Origin of the sequence: Caldicoprobacter algeriensis (assembly GCF_023838525.1) — a bacterium.
Classification (GTDB): Bacteria; Bacillota; Clostridia; order Caldicoprobacterales; family Caldicoprobacteraceae; genus Caldicoprobacter; species Caldicoprobacter algeriensis.
The window spans coordinates 79,307-97,071 of the sequence record NZ_JAHUQD010000007.1 but is presented as its reverse complement, the minus strand read 5'-3'; the positions used below and the strand labels follow the sequence as shown (position 1 = coordinate 97,071).

At 45.3% G+C, this 17,765-nt stretch carries 17 protein-coding genes and 4 tRNA genes; 4 read left to right on the top strand and 17 right to left on the bottom strand.

Annotation, left to right across the window (positions count from 1 at the left end):
- Window positions 1–126 precede the first annotated feature (126 nt).
- From KVG29_RS06130 to KVG29_RS06105, 6 genes are all read right to left on the bottom strand, one after another.
- Window positions 127–1,296 (bottom strand): Ger(x)C family spore germination protein, encoded by a 1,170-nt coding sequence (locus KVG29_RS06130; protein ID WP_252227355.1) that lies wholly within the window; start codon window positions 1,294–1,296, stop codon window positions 127–129.
- Entirely contained in the window at window positions 1,283–2,389 is a 1,107-nt protein-coding gene (locus KVG29_RS06125; protein ID WP_252227354.1) for a GerAB/ArcD/ProY family transporter, read from the bottom strand. The genes KVG29_RS06130 and KVG29_RS06125 overlap by 14 nt, the downstream gene beginning before the upstream one ends.
- Complete coding sequence (locus tag KVG29_RS06120; protein WP_252227353.1) at window positions 2,386–3,987, bottom strand: spore germination protein; 1,602 nt, start codon at window positions 3,985–3,987, stop codon at window positions 2,386–2,388. The genes KVG29_RS06125 and KVG29_RS06120 overlap by 4 nt, the downstream gene beginning before the upstream one ends.
- Window positions 3,988–4,192: 205 nt before the next feature.
- Window positions 4,193–5,518: a DUF1015 domain-containing protein gene (locus tag KVG29_RS06115; RefSeq protein WP_252227352.1), complete on the bottom strand. Its 1,326-nt coding sequence runs from the start codon at window positions 5,516–5,518 to the stop codon at window positions 4,193–4,195.
- Window positions 5,519–5,617: 99 nt separating this feature from the next.
- Complete coding sequence (locus KVG29_RS06110; protein ID WP_252227351.1) at window positions 5,618–6,238, bottom strand: hypothetical protein; 621 nt, start codon at window positions 6,236–6,238, stop codon at window positions 5,618–5,620.
- A 105-nt stretch (window positions 6,239–6,343) separates the two neighbouring features.
- Window positions 6,344–6,688, bottom strand: a complete 345-nt coding sequence (locus KVG29_RS06105; RefSeq protein ID WP_252227350.1) for a cupin domain-containing protein — start codon at window positions 6,686–6,688, stop codon at window positions 6,344–6,346.
- A gap of 622 nt (window positions 6,689–7,310) precedes the next feature.
- Between KVG29_RS06105 and KVG29_RS12395 the strand changes: the two genes are divergently transcribed.
- The 4 genes from KVG29_RS12395 to KVG29_RS06090 all read left to right on the top strand — a co-directional run bounded on the left by KVG29_RS12395 (window position 7,311) and on the right by KVG29_RS06090 (window position 10,081).
- A complete protein-coding gene (locus KVG29_RS12395; RefSeq protein ID WP_276576424.1) occupies window positions 7,311–7,436 on the top strand; it encodes a hypothetical protein in 126 nt (41 codons plus the stop codon).
- A gap of 239 nt (window positions 7,437–7,675) precedes the next feature.
- Window positions 7,676–8,788, top strand: coding sequence for a stage II sporulation protein P (spoIIP, locus tag KVG29_RS06100; protein ID WP_252227349.1), 1,113 nt, complete (start codon window positions 7,676–7,678; stop codon window positions 8,786–8,788).
- 149 nt (window positions 8,789–8,937) lie between these two features.
- The gene (locus KVG29_RS06095) at window positions 8,938–9,162 is read left to right on the top strand and encodes a peptidoglycan-binding domain-containing protein (RefSeq protein ID WP_252227348.1); all 225 of its coding nucleotides are present in this window, start codon (window positions 8,938–8,940) and stop codon (window positions 9,160–9,162) included.
- A gap of 172 nt (window positions 9,163–9,334) precedes the next feature.
- Window positions 9,335–10,081, top strand: coding sequence for a glycerophosphodiester phosphodiesterase (locus tag KVG29_RS06090; protein ID WP_252227347.1), 747 nt, complete (start codon window positions 9,335–9,337; stop codon window positions 10,079–10,081).
- Window positions 10,082–10,328: 247 nt separating this feature from the next.
- Here the strand turns inward: KVG29_RS06090 and KVG29_RS06085 are convergent.
- The 11 genes from KVG29_RS06085 to hisZ form a co-directional block, all read right to left on the bottom strand.
- A tRNA-Leu gene (locus tag KVG29_RS06085) sits at window positions 10,329–10,418 on the bottom strand.
- A 6-nt stretch (window positions 10,419–10,424) separates the two neighbouring features.
- Window positions 10,425–10,499, bottom strand: a tRNA-Cys gene (locus KVG29_RS06080).
- A gap of 4 nt (window positions 10,500–10,503) precedes the next feature.
- Window positions 10,504–10,578, bottom strand: a tRNA-Gly gene (locus tag KVG29_RS06075).
- A 152-nt stretch (window positions 10,579–10,730) separates the two neighbouring features.
- Window positions 10,731–10,806: transfer RNA gene (locus tag KVG29_RS06070), tRNA-Phe, on the bottom strand.
- 223 nt (window positions 10,807–11,029) lie between these two features.
- Window positions 11,030–11,788 (bottom strand): bifunctional phosphoribosyl-AMP cyclohydrolase/phosphoribosyl-ATP diphosphatase HisIE, encoded by a 759-nt coding sequence (gene hisIE, locus KVG29_RS06065; protein ID WP_420840531.1) that lies wholly within the window; start codon window positions 11,786–11,788, stop codon window positions 11,030–11,032.
- A 133-nt stretch (window positions 11,789–11,921) separates the two neighbouring features.
- Window positions 11,922–12,641 (bottom strand): 1-(5-phosphoribosyl)-5-[(5-phosphoribosylamino)methylideneamino]imidazole-4-carboxamide isomerase, encoded by a 720-nt coding sequence (hisA, locus tag KVG29_RS06060; RefSeq protein ID WP_252227345.1) that lies wholly within the window; start codon window positions 12,639–12,641, stop codon window positions 11,922–11,924.
- Window positions 12,642–12,773: 132 nt separating this feature from the next.
- On the bottom strand, window positions 12,774–13,367 hold the full coding sequence (gene hisB, locus KVG29_RS06055) for an imidazoleglycerol-phosphate dehydratase HisB (RefSeq protein WP_252227344.1): 594 nt from the start codon (window positions 13,365–13,367) through the stop codon (window positions 12,774–12,776).
- A 3-nt stretch (window positions 13,368–13,370) separates the two neighbouring features.
- A complete protein-coding gene (gene hisC, locus KVG29_RS06050) occupies window positions 13,371–14,432 on the bottom strand; it encodes a histidinol-phosphate transaminase (RefSeq protein ID WP_252227343.1) in 1,062 nt (353 codons plus the stop codon).
- Window positions 14,425–15,729, bottom strand: a complete 1,305-nt coding sequence (hisD, locus tag KVG29_RS06045; protein ID WP_252227342.1) for a histidinol dehydrogenase — start codon at window positions 15,727–15,729, stop codon at window positions 14,425–14,427. The genes hisC and hisD overlap by 8 nt, the downstream gene beginning before the upstream one ends.
- Entirely contained in the window at window positions 15,713–16,363 is a 651-nt protein-coding gene (gene hisG / locus KVG29_RS06040) for an ATP phosphoribosyltransferase (RefSeq protein WP_276576423.1), read from the bottom strand. Before hisG ends, hisD begins: the two co-directional genes overlap by 17 nt.
- Before the next feature lie 111 nt (window positions 16,364–16,474).
- On the bottom strand, window positions 16,475–17,707 hold the full coding sequence (gene hisZ / locus KVG29_RS06035; RefSeq protein ID WP_252227341.1) for an ATP phosphoribosyltransferase regulatory subunit: 1,233 nt from the start codon (window positions 17,705–17,707) through the stop codon (window positions 16,475–16,477).
- Window positions 17,708–17,765 lie beyond the last annotated feature (58 nt).

Below are 17,765 nucleotides of genomic sequence, written 5' to 3'. Positions count from 1 at the left end.
TATCGATCGGATGTGCCTGACAAATTTCCTAAGGAGCAAAAGATTGCAAAATGGGGCAGCTTTGTATATCTGGTAATTGGTGTGCTTTCCTTTATTTTTTTCCAGATTTGCTGGATAAGATGATTGCTATTTGATTACTCCCACTCTTCTTAGCTTTACATCCACCTCCATTTCAAGAGATGTATTGGCAAAATACTCCCTCCAGTTGTTCTTATTTTTTTCCCAGAAATCCGGATAGTAATTTTGTACCCTTCGCCCAAACTCTATACAATCGGTTTTATAGTCATCTACCAGTTTATTAAACACCTCGCTACAAGATCGTATGATTTTTTGTTTCACCAAATCTTCAACTTGGCGAATAAAACCGATGTCATAGATATTAAATATTTCGCTTTGAATCTCAGCTATATCCCCTTCTACCTCCATTTTGGCTTTCATAATAAACCTGTTACCGTCTAGAACGGGCTTTATGGATACTTTGTTGTCCGTGATGTTAAATACAAAATTTCCCGTTTTAGCTTTGTCACCGGAAATATCAATGGTCCCCTTGGCCGGTTCACCGTGAAGCCATTTCAGGCTCATGACCTCGGAACCAGTAAGCCATGTCACCAGTTTATCCCCCCTAAATACTCCAGCTCCTTGAAGAGTCAGGGTATCTTTCTTTATTATAATACTTGGTAAGCATACATCGTGCTTTCGTATAAAGTGCCTCTGCATTATCCCAAAATCCATGGGCATAAGCACCATCAGGCTTCGTTTTTCGTTTTCGTCGAGCAAATCGCTGATATATTGCGACGTGCTTTTAACGGTTTTAGGCTGTACTTTAAATACTTCGCTGGCTTTTCCTTTACTTACTGCCACCTTGGTGCGCTGCCTTATCCTGGGATCTCTGAAGAAAAAGTCGATATACTTGCCAATTCCCTTTTTTGACAACTCCTCTCCAAAAACTACCACCTGTAAATGGTCATAATTGGGCACCTCATTGAGCGTGGCCATGAGCGTCTGTTCTGCCATCATTAAATTTTTTGCTTCTATGCTAATATTTAACGTTGATGCTTCCTCACCCCCTCCTCCTTCTCCCTGTCCGCTTGGCCCCAGCATAGCGGCTGGCAACGCTATTTGATATGTTACCATAACCCTTTCCTCATTTTCACTTGCACTCTTTGAGGGATCTAACCCTATTCCTAATATGAAAGCATTCTTTTCTATTTCCACCATATCCCAGCAACCCGTCATTGTAAAGGCGACAATAATGGTAATAACCGCTGTTGCAAGATATTTGTTATTTATTATCATTTTTAAAAATTTCCCCCTTTTTAAGAATAACAGCCAATATGTAGAGTACAACCACTACAGCCAGCAAAGATAACCCTAAGTAGCTCACATACTGTGAAAACATGCTTATCTCCTTTACATTCTGTGGAAACAATGCCAGCATATATATTACCGGTACAATCAAAAGTATAAAAGGCTTGTAATTTCTAAGCCCCAGCAATCTTGTTATTGAAACGGAAGAAAGGTAAAGATAGGAGGATAATGTTGTATAGGCCCCCAGTATCCAAAAGATCATAAAGAAAATGTCAAATCTCTCCGCGAAACCCCCAGGGAATTTAATATACCTTGCCAGCTGAATGGTGGGATACAACGAACGTGCAACAGGTTCAACTCCGGCTATACCCACTGTGACTGCCACAAATAGAGAATAGATAAAAATTGAAGGCAGTATGCCACAAAAGCCGTATTTTACGACTTTGCTGGCGTCCTGAACATAGGGTGTAATGAACAGAAGTACCTCAAAGCCGAGATAGGAGATTGCCAGGGTGGGAACAGCGTGGATCCACTCAAAGATATCCTGTTTGAATGCAGGGAGCAGCTCTTCAAAATTAAAATTTTTCAGGGATAATACGATTACTAGCAGCATTGTACCGATTACGAGGGGTTCAAAGAATTCGCATATCTTAGCAATCGAGCTGATACCGTTAAGACATAAGTAAACTGCCGCCAACAGAAAGGTAATTATCAACACTTCCAATGGCGTATTTTCAAGCAACAGCACTTTTATGGCATCGCAAAATAACCTTAAGACAGTGGTTACTATGCTTATGAAATAAAAAAAGAACACAAAGCCCAATATTTTGGCTGGGACCAAGCCTATTATCTCCTTGCTGTATTCGATTATAGTACTGTTTGGAAATCTTCTGGCCAGCAGTGCGGTTATAATCAGCATCAAAGCCATTAATACCCCGGTAATAAAGGTGGCAATGAAGCCACCCGCTTTGGCTAGTTCGGTAGCTGTACGGGGTAGAGTTAATACCGTTACCCCTATAATGGTAGAGGATACAATAAACAGAATTTGTATATTGCTCAATCTGTCGCTTCTTTCTTTCATTGGGTCTCCTCCTTGATAGGGTCTTGATCCCGCCGATCGATATCTACAGGATATGTGCTGGTGGGCCTTCGCATCATGACTTGGCTGGGTAAACGTATAAAAAAGTCCTTCCAGTCTTGATACCTCATAGGTGCCTGGGGCGTCATGTAGCTTACCCCAAAGCTCTTTATGGTTACTAAATGCACGCTTAAAATAATGAAACCCAGTATAACGCCATATATGCCAAATATAGCAGCTAAAACAATAAAAGGAAAGCGAAGCAACCTTATGGCCATGGCAGCGCTGTATGATGGAATGAGAAATGAGGCTATAGCGGTGATGGCCACCACAATGACCATAATCGGGCTGGTAATTCCCGCTCTGACAGCCGCATCCCCTATGATCAAACCGCCTACTATACCTATGGTTTGGCCGATTGCCCGCGGCAGCCTGGCTCCTGCTTCTCTGAGAAGCTCAAAGGTAAGCTCCATGAGCAGGGCTTCAACAAAAGCCGGAAATGGTACAGTTGCGCGGGCGGCAGCAATGGATATTGCCAGGTTGGTGGGAATAAAGCCCGGGTGAAACGATACAATAGCTACGTATAGCGCCGGCGTCAGCGATGCAAAAATGGCTCCACTCCAGCGCAAAAGTCGAATGATGGAAGCCAGTATCCAGCGTTCATAATAATCTTCAGCGCTTTGAAAAAACTGATAAAATGTGGCGGGAACAATAAGAGCATAAGGGCTGTTATCCATCAATATAGCCACTCGCCCTTCTGCCAGACTGGCCACGGTCTTATCAGGGCGCTCAGTAACCTCAATCTGCGGAAAAGGAGTAAGATAGCTGTCCTGAATATACTGCTCTATCTGGCTGCTGTCCAAAAATATATCAACATCTATTTGGTTAAGCCGCCGCTCTACCTCTTCCACCAGCTCTTGGTTGGCCACTCCTTTAATATAGGCATAGGCCACGTCCGTTTTGCCACGCCGACCAACCTGGACAGTTCTTATCACCAGATTGGGGTCCTTGATTTTTCTTCTCAGCAAAGCCGTGTTTACCCTCAGCGTTTCGGTAAATCCTTCCCTCGGCCCACGAATTACAACTTCCGATGGAGGCTCTTGTATGCCGCGCTGAGGCCAACCCCTGGCATTTGCTATCAGGATTTTGTCAAATCCGTCTATTATGACGGCGACTTCACCAGATAGGACACGCAAAAAAGCGTCGTCTAAGGTTTTTACTTCTCTAACTTCGCCTACCGTTAAAGTATGAAGTTTGACAACTTCAAATATTTTATCTAGCTGTATCGGTTGGTTCAAGTTGGTTTCCAGTAAGGCAATTTGATACATCATGGGTTTCAAAATTTGTTCATTAATTACTGCTGTGTTCACCAACCCATCAACATACACCAGAGCGCATGGTATGCTCTGCGTTCCCAAACTGAATTCGCGAAATACTACATCGCTGCTATCCTTCAAAAAAGCCTTAAACTTTTCTAGGTTTTTACTGACTTCCTTATCCAGCGTCAAATCAACCTGTTCTTCGCTCTTTAGCTTGGGTGGATTGTTCTCTTCCATCTTCTTTCTGTTTTTGGGATTGGGTTGACTGTTTATGTACTTCATAACGGTTACCCTCTCTCTTTTTATCGTCCTCAGCTAAATGTAACATAGGCGCTTTTTAAGGTCACTGTCATTCTAAGTAATAGAATACACAGATGAACATTATTTATTCAGCATAATAAAAAAACGGCAGGATTTTGGTCCTGCCGTTTATAAACTGCTTCGTGCTGTAGAGCATGGGTTTTCCCACGCTTCAAGGAACATAACGTTAAAACTTGTTTATCACCAATCCAGTCAACAGCTTTGGATAAAAGTAAGTGGATTTTTGCGGCATCTTCTCTCCGGCCAGCGAAACTTCTTTAACTTGCTTAACAGATGTGGGGTTGACAAAAAAGGCCATCTGGCACCTGCCTTCTTCTACCCACTCTGCCCCTTCCATCAAATCGTGGGTGTAAGTGATAAACTCCTGATTGGCCATCTCCTCCTTACCTATCCCCAGGAGGGGCTCCAGCAGCAATGTGTGAAGTATGGTGACATCCAGGCTTTTGTATGATATATCGTGCTGGGGTAGGCGCTCATTCATGGTTTCTATGCTCTTGAGCGTCAGGACATGGCAGCTTTTTAAATTGCCATCATAAAATACAAAGCTATGGCTTCCTTTTTTAGTGAGTATGTTGTCCATTTCCTCTACCCGCTGCTTCAAAGTCCGCCCAGAAAATAGGTGTTCCTCTATGACAAAATCCCTGGATGCATTCTGCAGAAATTTTTCTTTGGAAAAATTCTTAATCCCGCTTATCGCGCGATGGGTGGGAAGTATAATAAGTCCAGGGTCTTCCATCTCTACCATCATCATCATCACGAAGTTATAAAGCTCATCGCCAGTATGGTGCGAGTTTTGAGCCATGCGCTCGTTGCGGTATGTAAGGGCGGTCTCGTACCGGTGATGGCCATCTGCGATATAGAGCTTCTTATCTGCCATATTCTCCTGGATTTGCGCTATCACAGGATCGTCTGACACAACCCAGAGCCTCTCCACGATGCCCGGGATGGCCTCAACCTCTATATCAGGGGAATTGGCATCAATATTCCGTTTGAGTAGCGCCGGGATGGCCTTCTCAGGGTCATCGTAAAGCGCAAATATCTGGCTGAAATTGGCCTCACAGGCCCGCATAAGCTGTAACCTGTCGGCCTTTGGCTTGGAAAGGGTATTCTCATGCGGCAGTATAACGCCCTTTGAGAACTCCTCCAGCCTCACCAGCCCTACAAATCCTGTCCGGGTATACGTATTTCCGTTTGAGAGGCTGAACTGCTGCTGATAAATGTAGAACGAAGGCTGCTTTTCCTGAACCAGTATTTGTTTTTCGATCCACTCCTTTAAATACCGGGCAGCCCTCGTATATTTGTTGTTGTGTTCATCATCTCCAGGCTCTTCCTTCCCCAGCTCCAGGCGGATTATGTTGTATTCACTTATTTGGTAGAACCGGTCCTGTTCCGCCGGCGATATTACGTCATAAGGAGGAGTCATCACCTTTGACAAATCGTCTATCTTGGAAGTATTGTAACGTAAGCCCTTAAAAGGTATAACCTGTGCCATATTTCGTACACCCCTATATATTTTTTAATAAACTCATTTTATATTATCTTTACGGGTGTCGTCAAGAAGATGAAACAGGTTATACCCGATACCTACGGCCTAATCCCTGTCCCTCAAGCTATTAAGGTAATCAATGAGGTCTGAGGCTTCCTGTTTGGTCAGGGCTTTGCTTTCGGCCTTGTGATACCGCTGTTGCAGTATCTCTTTCATTTGCGCTTCGGAATATCCCAGGGCGTTATATATAGCATATATAGCCCTTCGCTGTGCCTCGGTGATGGGCTCCTCGCGAGCAGGGGTTTTTGCCTCCCTTTCCCTGGCCTCCACTGGACTGTCAACTACATTCTCCCCTTCTTCCAGTTCGGGAGCAAACTGCGTGCCGTATCCCAAAGCCGCCAGGGCACGGCCATAGGCCTTGGTATATGCCTTCTCTATATAATCTTCAAAATCGTCTCCGGTTTCAGACCCTACCCCTATCTCAACGTTTCCCCTGCTATCGGTCACTTCAAGCTCAAAATAGGCAAACCTGTTGTGAGGGTCTATGATCTTATCCCGGATGACAGTTTTTGTCCCCTGTCTGTTTTCATCGCGAAACCACACCATCCGCCACTTAACCTCCAGGTAATCGGCATAGTCGGTCTCCCAGCTATTGATCCTGGGATTCCAGCGACGGATAGGAAGTTTTGTCAGGTGTTCTTCTGGATTGAAAGTTCCGCCATCCATTCCTGATCAGTGCTCCTTTGTTTTTTTGTATTCATTGTGTTTGTATTTATTATGTGAAGATATATATGAAAAAACACTGATATATTTATGGAAACGATGGAACGATCAATCCAGGACGATGACGGCAATCAGCTCCAGGGGTTCATCGCCGCAGTTTTCAACCGAGTGCCCTTTTCCGCCTCCTGTAAACATTGCATCTCCTGCTTGTACATAATGTATAGTACCATTGTCGTCAACCTTGCCCCTGCCTTTTAAGAAATAGAACATCTCGGTCTCATTGGCGTGTTGATGGAACCCTATGGAGCACCCCTTTTCCAGAGTTATTTTTGCAAAAAGCCGGGTTTTGGAGGGCAGCTGTTCTTTTCCTATATGCGTGATCTTGACTGTGCCATTTCCTCCCCTCATCCGCTCCCTGAGCTCAACTTCCATTTCATGGGCCTTGATGACCATCTTCTATCCTCCCCTTTCCATGTTTTTGAAATATTTATACTGAATCTTGTCAGCAGACAAGTTGTTTCGTACATCGTTTACACATTTTGCAAAAACGCTGCTGCATGCTCAACAGCTTGTATATGCACCTATCATACTTTTTGTGGTTTTATGGATATTATTATAATATTTAAACCCTTACCGTATAAAATCTTTGCCTGAGAATTATTTTATCACATTTTTTGCAATTCATCTCCATCTTATAGAAGTCTGAGTATTTTTTACCGTAAAGCGGTTAAAATAGCCGCTCTGGTCGCATAAAAACAGTTAAGGTAACTCTAAAAAATTTTTTGAGCACAGCGTATAAATCTTTTTAAACTGGTTAACATAAATAGCGAAAGGGCACGTAACGGTTGAGCCCAGATCCATATATGCTCAGACGGGGCGTATATGGGTCGGCCAAAGACTGCATACAGGTCGCGTCAGGCCTGTATGCAGTCGGCGGGAAGATCCCGTGTGGCGGGGAAAAGTTTTATTGCAGTCGTACCTTTATGATTGCAATAAGATTCCAACCTGTCACACGGGGTCGAGCGAAGATCATACAGGGTGCCGAAGGTCATTGCACTAACGGTCCTGTGCAGCCGTGAGGTTGCACAGGGCTGTACAGGTATCCTGTATGGTCGAACGAACCATCACGATAGGTGATGACCTGTTTGGTCATGGTCCGAAAGTTACGGCTGGTTCGTGCTGTAGGATCATGGCTGGATAATCAGTTACCTATCGTGGTGCAAGGTAGATCGTTACGTGCTCTTTTGTTTTTTGTGGTTCTTATATAAAAACGTATGTCGTCATCGTCGGCCTTATCTCTATAGCGGAATTTACCTCTGGACCATTCAGGAATAAAAAAGTAATATCTGAAAAATATTATTTTTACAGTTTTAGCGTTACCAAACAAGAATATAATGGGGTGAAAAAATGTGCAGCAAATTACTTCCTTTATTCCTTCTTATGATTTTATTGTTAACAACCTCCATTTATCCCGTCAATGCTGATGACTGGTATCAAAGTCAGCCGGATCATTTTACCGTATATCTTTCAGATGGAACGGTTCTCTTCAGAATTGGAAGAAGGGTATACGTAGACGACGAATACGTCAGCCAAGACAATAAAAAATATAGGATTACAAAAGTTAACCTTTCAAATAAAACAGCCATAGCTGAGTTTATAGAAAATATTGAACTACCGGATATTTCGGATCTGTTTTTCAGTTCCTCAATGCCGGTTTTGGCACAGAATGAAAACAGGACCATAGGAATTTACTGTACACACACCGATGAATCATATGTACCGTCAGATGGAGCAGCCAGCATAAGGGCAAATGGAGGCATATTGGATGTCGCTAGAAGATTCGGGGAGGAACTCATAAATAGAGGAATAAAAGCCGTGGTTGATACAACCCCTCACGACCCTCATGATGCAGGAGCGTATAGGCGTTCCAGACAGACAGCTTTTAAAATAATAAAAGACCACAGCCCGGCTGCCCTTTTTGATATACACAGGGATTCGGTTCCAAAGGAAGAATATATAACGAGATTGAACGGAAAAGAAATTACCAGAATACGCATTGTAGTGGGAAGGAGCAACCAGAACCGCGAAGTAAATGAATCATTCGCATATCGCATAAAAGCGGTCGCTGACAAACGGTATCCAGGCCTTATAAAAGATATCTTCATAGGCAAAGGAAATTATAATCAAGAGCTTCATCCCCGCTCCCTACTTTTGGAATTTGGGACATACGACCACATGAAGGAACGCGCCTTGAAGGCAGCCTCGCTTTTTGCCGAAGTGGTAGATATAGCCCTTTTCGGTGGTACTGCCAGATATGGTGAAACGCGTCGAGAACAACAAAGGGGAACGCCGCAAGAAGAACAGGTACCTGAGCCACAAGAGAATACTGGAGCGGGAAAAGGATTGCTCATTTTATTCCTTTTTGTACTCGCTTGTGGAGGTGCTTTCTTCTTCTTGAGTCAGGGAAAAGAAGAGGCATTGCAACAGGTTCAAAATATCAAAAATCTTGTTTTAGCCATAAAGGAGAGCATAGCAACCCTTTTGCGCAAATAAGCCTATATCCATTGGGTTGGGACAGTAAGTGCTACAAACCAAAGCTGTTGGTATAAAATTTAACGACTATGATAACGCCTCCCGGAGCAGCAGCATATCATAGATAATATAATCCTCATTTGCTAATACGCCGGGAGGAGGATAAAGCTGTGGTATGTAGAAGGAGGATCTTGCGCATAGGCAACTGGGGTGATGATGTCGTCATTTTGCAGAATATACTTGCCAGCCTGGATTATTACACTGGTCCCATCGATGGAATTTTTGGCCCCCTCACACGCCAGGCAGTTATGCGGCTTCAGGCCGATAATGGACTGGTACCCGATGGAATTGTAGGCCCCCTGACCTATAATGTCATTGACCAATTAGTGCCCTGAAGGTTATAATTGTCTTGTGGTTTGAAGGTACATTTGCTCACGCTAGTACGCACCGTTTTTATTGTAGCACGCAACGCAATGCTATTGACAATCCTATAATTGGACCACCTAAATCGCTGATAATTTTTTACTCTTCTTAAAGTAAACCAATTGAGAAAGGGGACATTTTAATATGCCTAAGCCTTTAATTATAGCACACCGGGGAGCTTCTGCTTACGCTCCCGAAAACACGCTGGCGGCTTTCAAAAAGGCTATTAACTTAGGAGCTGACGGTATAGAGCTGGATGTACACCTCTCAAAAGATGGAGAAGTAGTGGTAATTCATGATCGCACCATTGATAGAACCAGTAATGGAAAAGGCCAGGTGGCAGAGATGTCTTTAAAAGAGCTTAAAGCGCTTGACTTTGGGAGCTGGTTCTCCGATGAGTACCAAAAAGAAAGCATACCTCTATTGAGAGAGGTATTAGAACTCTTGAAAGACTGGAACGGTTTACTAAATATCGAATTAAAACAAAATGGATTAGAACGCTATCCGCAAATAGAGGAAAAAGTTTTAAACTTGCTGGGTACATACGGATTTTTAGAGAGGGCAATCATTTCTTCTTTTGATCATTACAGCTTAATGAAAGTAAAGGAAATCGATCCTTCGATGAGGATATGTCCGCTATATATGGCCAACCTGTATAAACCATGGGAATATGCTTACATGCTCAACGCTTTTGCTATTCATCCCCATTATCATACAGTAGTTCCAGACCTCGTAAAAAAATGCCATGAGTATAATATACAGGTCAACGTTTATACGGTAGATTGTCCAGAACATATACAACTTATGGTAGATGCTGGTGTAGATGGTATTATTACTAATGTACCAGATATTGCCATTCAAGTTAGAGGACAATCTTTTAAATTTATTTAAAGATTAATCTCAAAATTGATCTCTAGAAATATTATATCCCCTGCGACAAAAAAACATCAAGAAAAAAGAAGGTAACGATTCAGCTGTTTTCTTTACCTGTTCTTATCCTTTTGCGGCAGCTCTCGGTGAAAAGGCCGGCCTGCTCCAAATAAGGCTGCACGACTTAAGGTATATACATGCTACCCTGTTTACTGACCCCATCAAAAATAAATTCCAGGATTTTCAAAACCCTGGAACCCTTGATTTTTGGTGCCGGAGGCCGGACTCGAACCGGCACGGCCTTCTTCAGACCCCAGGATTTTAAGTCCTGTGCGTCTGCCAGTTCCGCCACTCCGGCAAAAATTGGAGGCGCCGCCCAGATTCGAACTGGGGAATCGAGGTTTTGCAGACCTCTGCCTTACCACTTGGCTACGGCGCCATGTTGGAGCGGGAAACGGGATTCGAACCCGCGGCATTCGCCTTGGCAAGGCGACGCTCTACCACTGAGCTATTCCCGCATACTATTCTTTTTTATGTTTTTAACTCGCTTTAAAAACCTTGTTGGTTTCTCTCCCGTCCTTTTAAGCGCGCTGCTTATTTTTTAAAATTTTTCGCACACAGAAACCTCTGTTTGCCTCTCGCATTTTAATCTGTTGAACCGAGATAATCGTGGTGCCTCGGGGCGGAATCGAACCACCGACACGCGGATTTTCAGTCCGCTGCTCTACCAACTGAGCTACCGAGGCCTGTCACTTTCCTTAAGCAGCCTATTCATCCGTCGCTATCAGCATAAACAGCGCAAGTGCTTTATCCGCCCCTTCCAACCGTCATCCTGCTGTAACGTCCCGCTGACTATTATTAGTATATAGTAGTCACAATTATAAGTCAAAAGTAACCGCAGTGGATTTATCACGATTATCTTTATATTTCTTTTAAAATCTCGCATTATCTTTATCAATATCCTGCATTCTATCTTCGCCTCTTTAATTCATCATATACCTCTTCAAGGGATATACCCTGTTCAACCAGCACAACTAGCAGGTGGTACAGGAGGTCACCTATTTCGTACACAACTTCAGATTTTACTCTGTTTTTTGCTGCAATGATCACCTCGGATGATTCCTCTCCCACCTTTTTTAAAATCTTATCGATGCCCTTTTCAAACAGATAACATGTATAAGACCCTTCCCTGGGATGCTGTTTTCTGTCTACGATGACATCATACAGCTCCTGCAGTATCGACGCTTTTTCGTTTGTATGGTTTTGCTCTTCGGATGATTTCTCATACGTCTCTGTAGTAGACTGCCCGGCTATGCCATCCGTTTTATATTCGTCATTTTTTTTCACATCAGCGTACACCTCCTCAGGGATAAACACCCTTTCTCCCTTTACGACCCATGTACCGTTGGCTTTATCGGCAGCACGGTAAAAACAGGATTTATAACCGGTATGGCAGGCGGCCTTAACCTGCTCCACCTTAAACAGCAAGGCGTCTCCGTCGCAGTCGATGAATACCTCCTTTATCTTCTGAATGTGGCCCGAAGTTTCACCCTTCATCCATATCCTTCTGCGGGTTCTGCTCCAGAAATGAGTTATTCCGGTTTCAAGGCTTTTTTTCAAAGCCTGGCGGTTCATATAGCCCAGCATCAGCACTTCTCCCGTATTCTCATCCTGAATTATGGTGGGGACCAAACCATCACTGTTAAATTTCACTTCATCCATCAACATGATCAAAAATTCCTCCTTTAGGCCTATTGTGCTTTTAATTAACTGCTGAACTGCCTATTCAGTGATAAACCCCTTTCACCACTCTGCCGCCGTATACATCCAGACAGGGTATGATTCTTACCGCTTCTATCTTCTATCTCTCCTCCAGTTTTAAGGATTGTTTTAGGTCTATCTTGCCGCTGTACAGCGCTTTACCTATGATGACGCCAGCCGCTCCAACAGACTTAAGCTGAGCTATGTGTTCGAGAGAGCTTACACCACCCGAGGCTATTATATTGAGGCCTGTCTTTTCTATCATCTCCCTGGTAGATGGTATGTTTGGCCCCTCCAGCATGCCGTCGCACAGTATATCGGTGTAAATCACCGTCTCCACTCCCATCTCCTTCACCCTTTTGCCCAGCTCAACCGGCGTTATATCGCACTCCTCTACCCAGCCTCTGGTGGCTACCCTGTTGTTTCTGGCATCTATCCCAACAGCTATGGAAGTTCCAAAACGGCTTACGGCCTGCTCAAGCAACACAGGGTCTTCCACTGCCGCTGTACCCAGTATAACCCTGGCCACGCCAACCTCCTCCAAAAGGTAGGCTATCCTTTCCATGGAGCGTATACCACCGCCTGTCTGAACCGGTATATTCACTCTTTTTACGATTTCCTTTATAATGCTTTCATTTTGCGAATGCCCATGGAAAGCCCCGTCTAGGTCCACCACATGGAGGAATCGTGCACCTTTGGCTTTCCATTGCTGTGCCACTTCTACTGGATCATCGCTGTAAACCGTCTGGTGCTCTGCTCTGCCCTGTATAAGTCGAACGCATTTCCCGCCCTTTATATCTATTGCTGGATAAATAGTCATATCCTAAAATTACCCCCAGTTTTTCAAATTTACATGTATTTGTCTCCACAGCATGCTCAAGATATAAGCCAACACTCTGTGCATACCAGTCTTAAAATCAAAATTGCTTTCATCGTATTTTCGAGGCTCTTATCAGTCAATAATCCCCTTGGTGGAAGGAACTTTATCCGCATTTTTTTCCAAAGCCACAGCCTGCCTCAAAGCCCGCGCAAAGGCCTTAAACGAGGCCTCCAGCATGTGATGGGCGTTTTTGCCGTATAGAACCCTTACATGCAGTGTGACTCCGCATTGATTGGAGAAAGCCCTGAAAAACTCCTCGGCAAGCTGGGTATCAAAATTTCCCACCATGGGAGCAAGCGGCGGCATCTCGTAATGCAGATAAGGCCGTCCGCTTATGTCCAGGCTTACCATGGCCAGCGACTCGTCCATGGGCACAAAAGACGTCCCGTAACGGGATATTCCACTTTTATCTCCCAGCGCCTGTGCAAAAGCCCTGCCCAAGACGATGCCCACATCCTCCACTGTGTGATGGCCGTCCACATTTAAGTCGCCACTGCATTCCACAGTAAGGTCAAAGCCGCTGTGCCCTGCCAGGATGGTGAGCATGTGGTCAAAAAATCCGATACCGGTATCTATCCGAGCCTGTCCCTGTCCTTCCAGGTTTATCTCCACCTTTACGCTTGTTTCATTGGAACGCCTTTCTGCCCTGCCTATCCTTTGACTCATACTTTAACCCTCCAGTATGCGTTTTAGCGTTTCTACAAAGACCTCGTTATCCTGCCTTGTACCTACCGTGACGCGCAGATGATTTTTGAGCCTGGGGTCATTGGGAAAATTGCGAACCAGTATACCTTCCCCTATCAGCTTTTTATAGACCATTTCGGCATCGGGAACTTTTATAAGCAGAAAATTGGCCTTTGATGGATAAACCTCGACTCCCTTTACGCCACGTAATTTATCGTACAGTCGTTCCCTTTCGTCTACTATGGTGGCAATTCTGCTGCCAAAAATGTCGATGTTTTCAAGCACCAGCTGTGCCGCCCTCTGTGAGAAGCTGTTCAGGTTGTAGGGTGGCTTTACCGCGTATACCTCTTCAACCAGCTTTCGGTTTCCTATAAGATATCCAACGCGAAGGCCGGCCAGTCCGAAAGCCTTTGAAAAGGTCTTGAGTGCCAATGCATTGGGGTAATTTACGATTTGGCCCGCAATCGAATCTCCGCAAAACTCGCCGTAAGCCTCATCCACCACTACCACGCCATTAAAAGCCCTGATCTGGTTTATAAGCTCATCTTTATCTATGACGTTGCCAGTAGGGTTATTGGGAGAACATATGAACACGAGCTTGGGTTTGTATTGTTCTATCGCCTTATAAAACGCGCTCACATCGTAGTCAAAGTTGTCGTCTAGCGGCACCTCTACGGGTATGCCACCGGCTATGCGGGTAAATATTCCATACATTGTAAACGATGGGCTGGGACACAGCACCACGTCCCCCTTTCCCACAAAAGCGCTTATTATAACCCTTATCAGCTCATCTGAACCGGCCCCTACTATAATCTCATCGGGCGAGACGCCGCAGTATCGAGAAATGGCCTGCCTTAAGGCGGTTGAATCGGAATCGGGGTATCTGTTAAATTCACACCCTTCCATCAATTCTTTTGCCAGCTGTTGCCTGATGACATCCGGCAGGTCATAGGGGCTTTCATTGGCATCTAGTTTTATTTTATAAGGCACGCTATGAACCTTGTAGGGCTTTAAAGCTTTAAGGTCGTTTCTGAGGAATTCAGCCATTATCTTTAAACCTCACTTTTATGGAATTTGCGTGAGCGGTTAAACCTTCCCTGTTTGCAAACTCTATGACATCGTGAGATACGGCTTTCAACGCTTTTTCAGTATAGAATATTATGTTGGATTTCTTTACAAAATCGTATACTCCCAGGGGTGAGAAGAAACGCGCCGTACCGCCTGTAGGGAGCACGTGGTTGGGGCCTGCCATATAATCCCCCACCGGCTCAGGAGTATAGTGCCCCAAGAATATAGAACCCGCATGTTTGACGGCCCCCAATATCTCAAAGGGGTTGTGTACGGCCAGTTCCAGGTGTTCTGGTGCAATGGAGTTTGTCAGCTCTATGGCCTGTTCAATAGAATCTACAACGATCAGGGCTCCAAAATCCCTCAAAGAAGCCTGTATGATGTCCTTTGATGACAAGCCCTCAACCTGCCTTTGCAGTTCCTCAAGTACACGGCTGGCTAACTCGATAGAGGTGGTTACAAGAATGGCCGAAGCCATGGGGTCGTGTTCGGCCTGCGACATGAGGTCGGCCGCCACAAAGGCCGGATTGGCCGAACAATCGGCCAGTACCATCACCTCGCTGGGGCCGGCTATCATATCGATGTCCACGTAGCCGTATACCTCCTTCTTAGCCAGCGCAACATAGATGTTCCCCGGCCCCACTATCTTGTCCACCCTGGGTATGGTTTTGGTACCAAAGGCCAGCGCGGCTATGGCCTGCGCCCCCCCTATTTTAAATATCCTTTTGCACCCCGCCTCGCAGGCCGCCACCAGGGTATACGGGTTTACCTTTTCGTCCTTCCCGGGCGGTGTGGCCATGATAATGTCAGATACACCTGCCACCCTGGCAGGAATGACATTCATGAGCACCGAAGAGGGATATGCCGCCCGCCCACCCGGTACGTAGACTCCAACCCGCTCCATGGGCACTACACGCTGTCCCATGATTACACCGCTTTCATCGCATACTGTCCAGGAATTTTCAAGCTGTCTGCTGTGAAATTTCCAGATATTATCCCGGGCGTGTTTGAGTATATCTATATAACTGCCATCCACCTTTGAATAGGCCTCCTGGATTTCCTCCTGGGATACCAGCATCTCATGTGCGCTGGCGTAATGTACTCCATCAAATCGAGCGGTATATTCAAGTACTGCTTCATCCCCTCGCTGCCGAACAGCCGAAAGTATTTCCAAGACAGCGTTTTTTTCCTTCTCAAAAGATGCCTGCCAGCGGCGGCTCAGCCTGCTCAATATCCATGCGGTATCCTTGCCCCTTCCGTCAATTAACTTCACCATTTCTCCGTTCCTCCAGTACCGTTTGAATGTTATTGATAAGTGCCTTTATCTCCCTGTTCTTCATCTTCAGGCTGACGCGGTTGACCACCAGCCTAGCGCTTACACTGCATATCTCTTCCAGTATCACAAGCCCGTTCTCTTTAAGGGTCCTGCCGCTCTCCACTATATCCACAATTACATCCGACAATCCCGTCAAGGGTCCCAGCTCCACCGACCCGTTCAGCTTTATAATCTCCACGTCCTTGCCTTTCCGGGAAAAATAGTTGCGCACTATATTGGGGTATTTTGTAGCCACACGGGTATGAGAGCGCGTGATCCAGGTATCCTGCTTTTCAGGGAAACCGGCTACCACCAGCCTGCACTGGCCGAACTTTAAATCCAGCATCTCATACAGAGAACGCCCTTCCTCCAGCAGCGTGTCCTTGCCCACAATTCCTATATCGGCTATGCCGTATTCCACATACGTTGGAACATCGCTGGGCTTGACCAGTATCATGCGAATCCGCTGGTCGGGAGTAAAAAAGATCAATTTCCTTGACGGCTCTTTAAGCTGGCCACAACCAACCCCTGCAGCCTCCAGAACGTCTATGGCCTCTTCCATCAGCCTTCCCTTGGCAAGAGCTATGGTTATCAATGAAACTTTCCCCTTTCTGTGAAGTTAAATTGCACAAAACGAGTGAGTTCAACTAAAAATAGCCACAAAATGCTGATACGCTCAGTGTAAACGTCAGCTTGTATATGTCTGTCAGCCTGTATCCTCCTCAAAATCGACTTCGTGCTCAACGACCCCCTCTTTTTCTTTGAACTCTACCACCCTTGGAATACGCCTCTCTCTGGCATAATCCAGGGGGTTTGCGAAGCCACCGGTGGGCAAAAACATCTCCACCCTCTTATTTCTGCTTTTAAGCTGTTGCATAAATTCATATGCCCTACCCATCTGTCCATTTTCAACCACCACCAGTACATCTACCTGCGGTATCTCTTCCAGTTTTCCCTGGCGTTCCAAAGCGATGAGCAGGCGCTTTATTCCCACTGCAAACCCTGTAGCCGGCAGGTCGCGTCCGAACTCGGATACAAGCCTGTCATACCGGCCGCCGCCGCACACCGGATAGCCCAGCCCTCTTGTAATTCCCCTAAATATTATGCCGGTGTAAAAGTTGAAGCTTTGAACCATCCCAAGGTCAAAAGTGACGTAACGGTCAAACCCATAGTCCTTTAAAATCCCGTACACTTGATATATGTTTTCAAGGGCGGCCCTGCATTTAGGGTTGCGAGAAATTTTCATGGCCTCTTTCAAGATTTCGCTGTCTCCATAGAGCTGTGGCAACCGGTACATCGTATCCTTAATATGTTCCGAAATGGGCAGTTTTTTAAGAAGCATCTCAAGGGCCAGCATGTTTTTCTGGTCGATCAGGGCTCGGATTTCTTCTGCCTCCTGCTCGGATATCCCCGCTTCTTCGATCAAGCCCTTAAAAAATTCCACCTGTCCTATATCAATCTGAAACTCATCAAGCCCCAGATCCAGAAATAGCTGTATGGCCATTGCTATGACCTCTGCATCGGCTTCGGGACCGCCAACGCCCAAAAGCTCTACCCCTGCCTGTGCCACCTCACGCTGTTTGCCGGCTTGAAATTCGCCATATCTATATACATTTCCCAGATAGAATAACCGCAGGGGAAGGGGATGATTTGCCATCTTGGTTCCCACAACCCTGGCAATAGGCATGGTGATATCCGGGCGCAGTACCAAAATCCTGCCCTCCGGGTCAATTAATTTGAACATCTGCTCCTGGTCAATAGAAGGCTTTACCCCGGCGAATACGTCAAAAAATTCAATTACCGGCGTCTCTATTTCATTGTAACCGCTCAAATAAAAAAATTTCCTGATCCTGTTTTCTATCCTCCGCTTGTTGTAGCATTCATCGGGCAGGTAATCCTGAACGCCATCGGGCAGGCTCAACTTCAGCTTACCTATCATCAAAAACCCCCGTCCAATTTGGTGCTTTAATTAATTAAACTGATAAAGCGTTAAACTT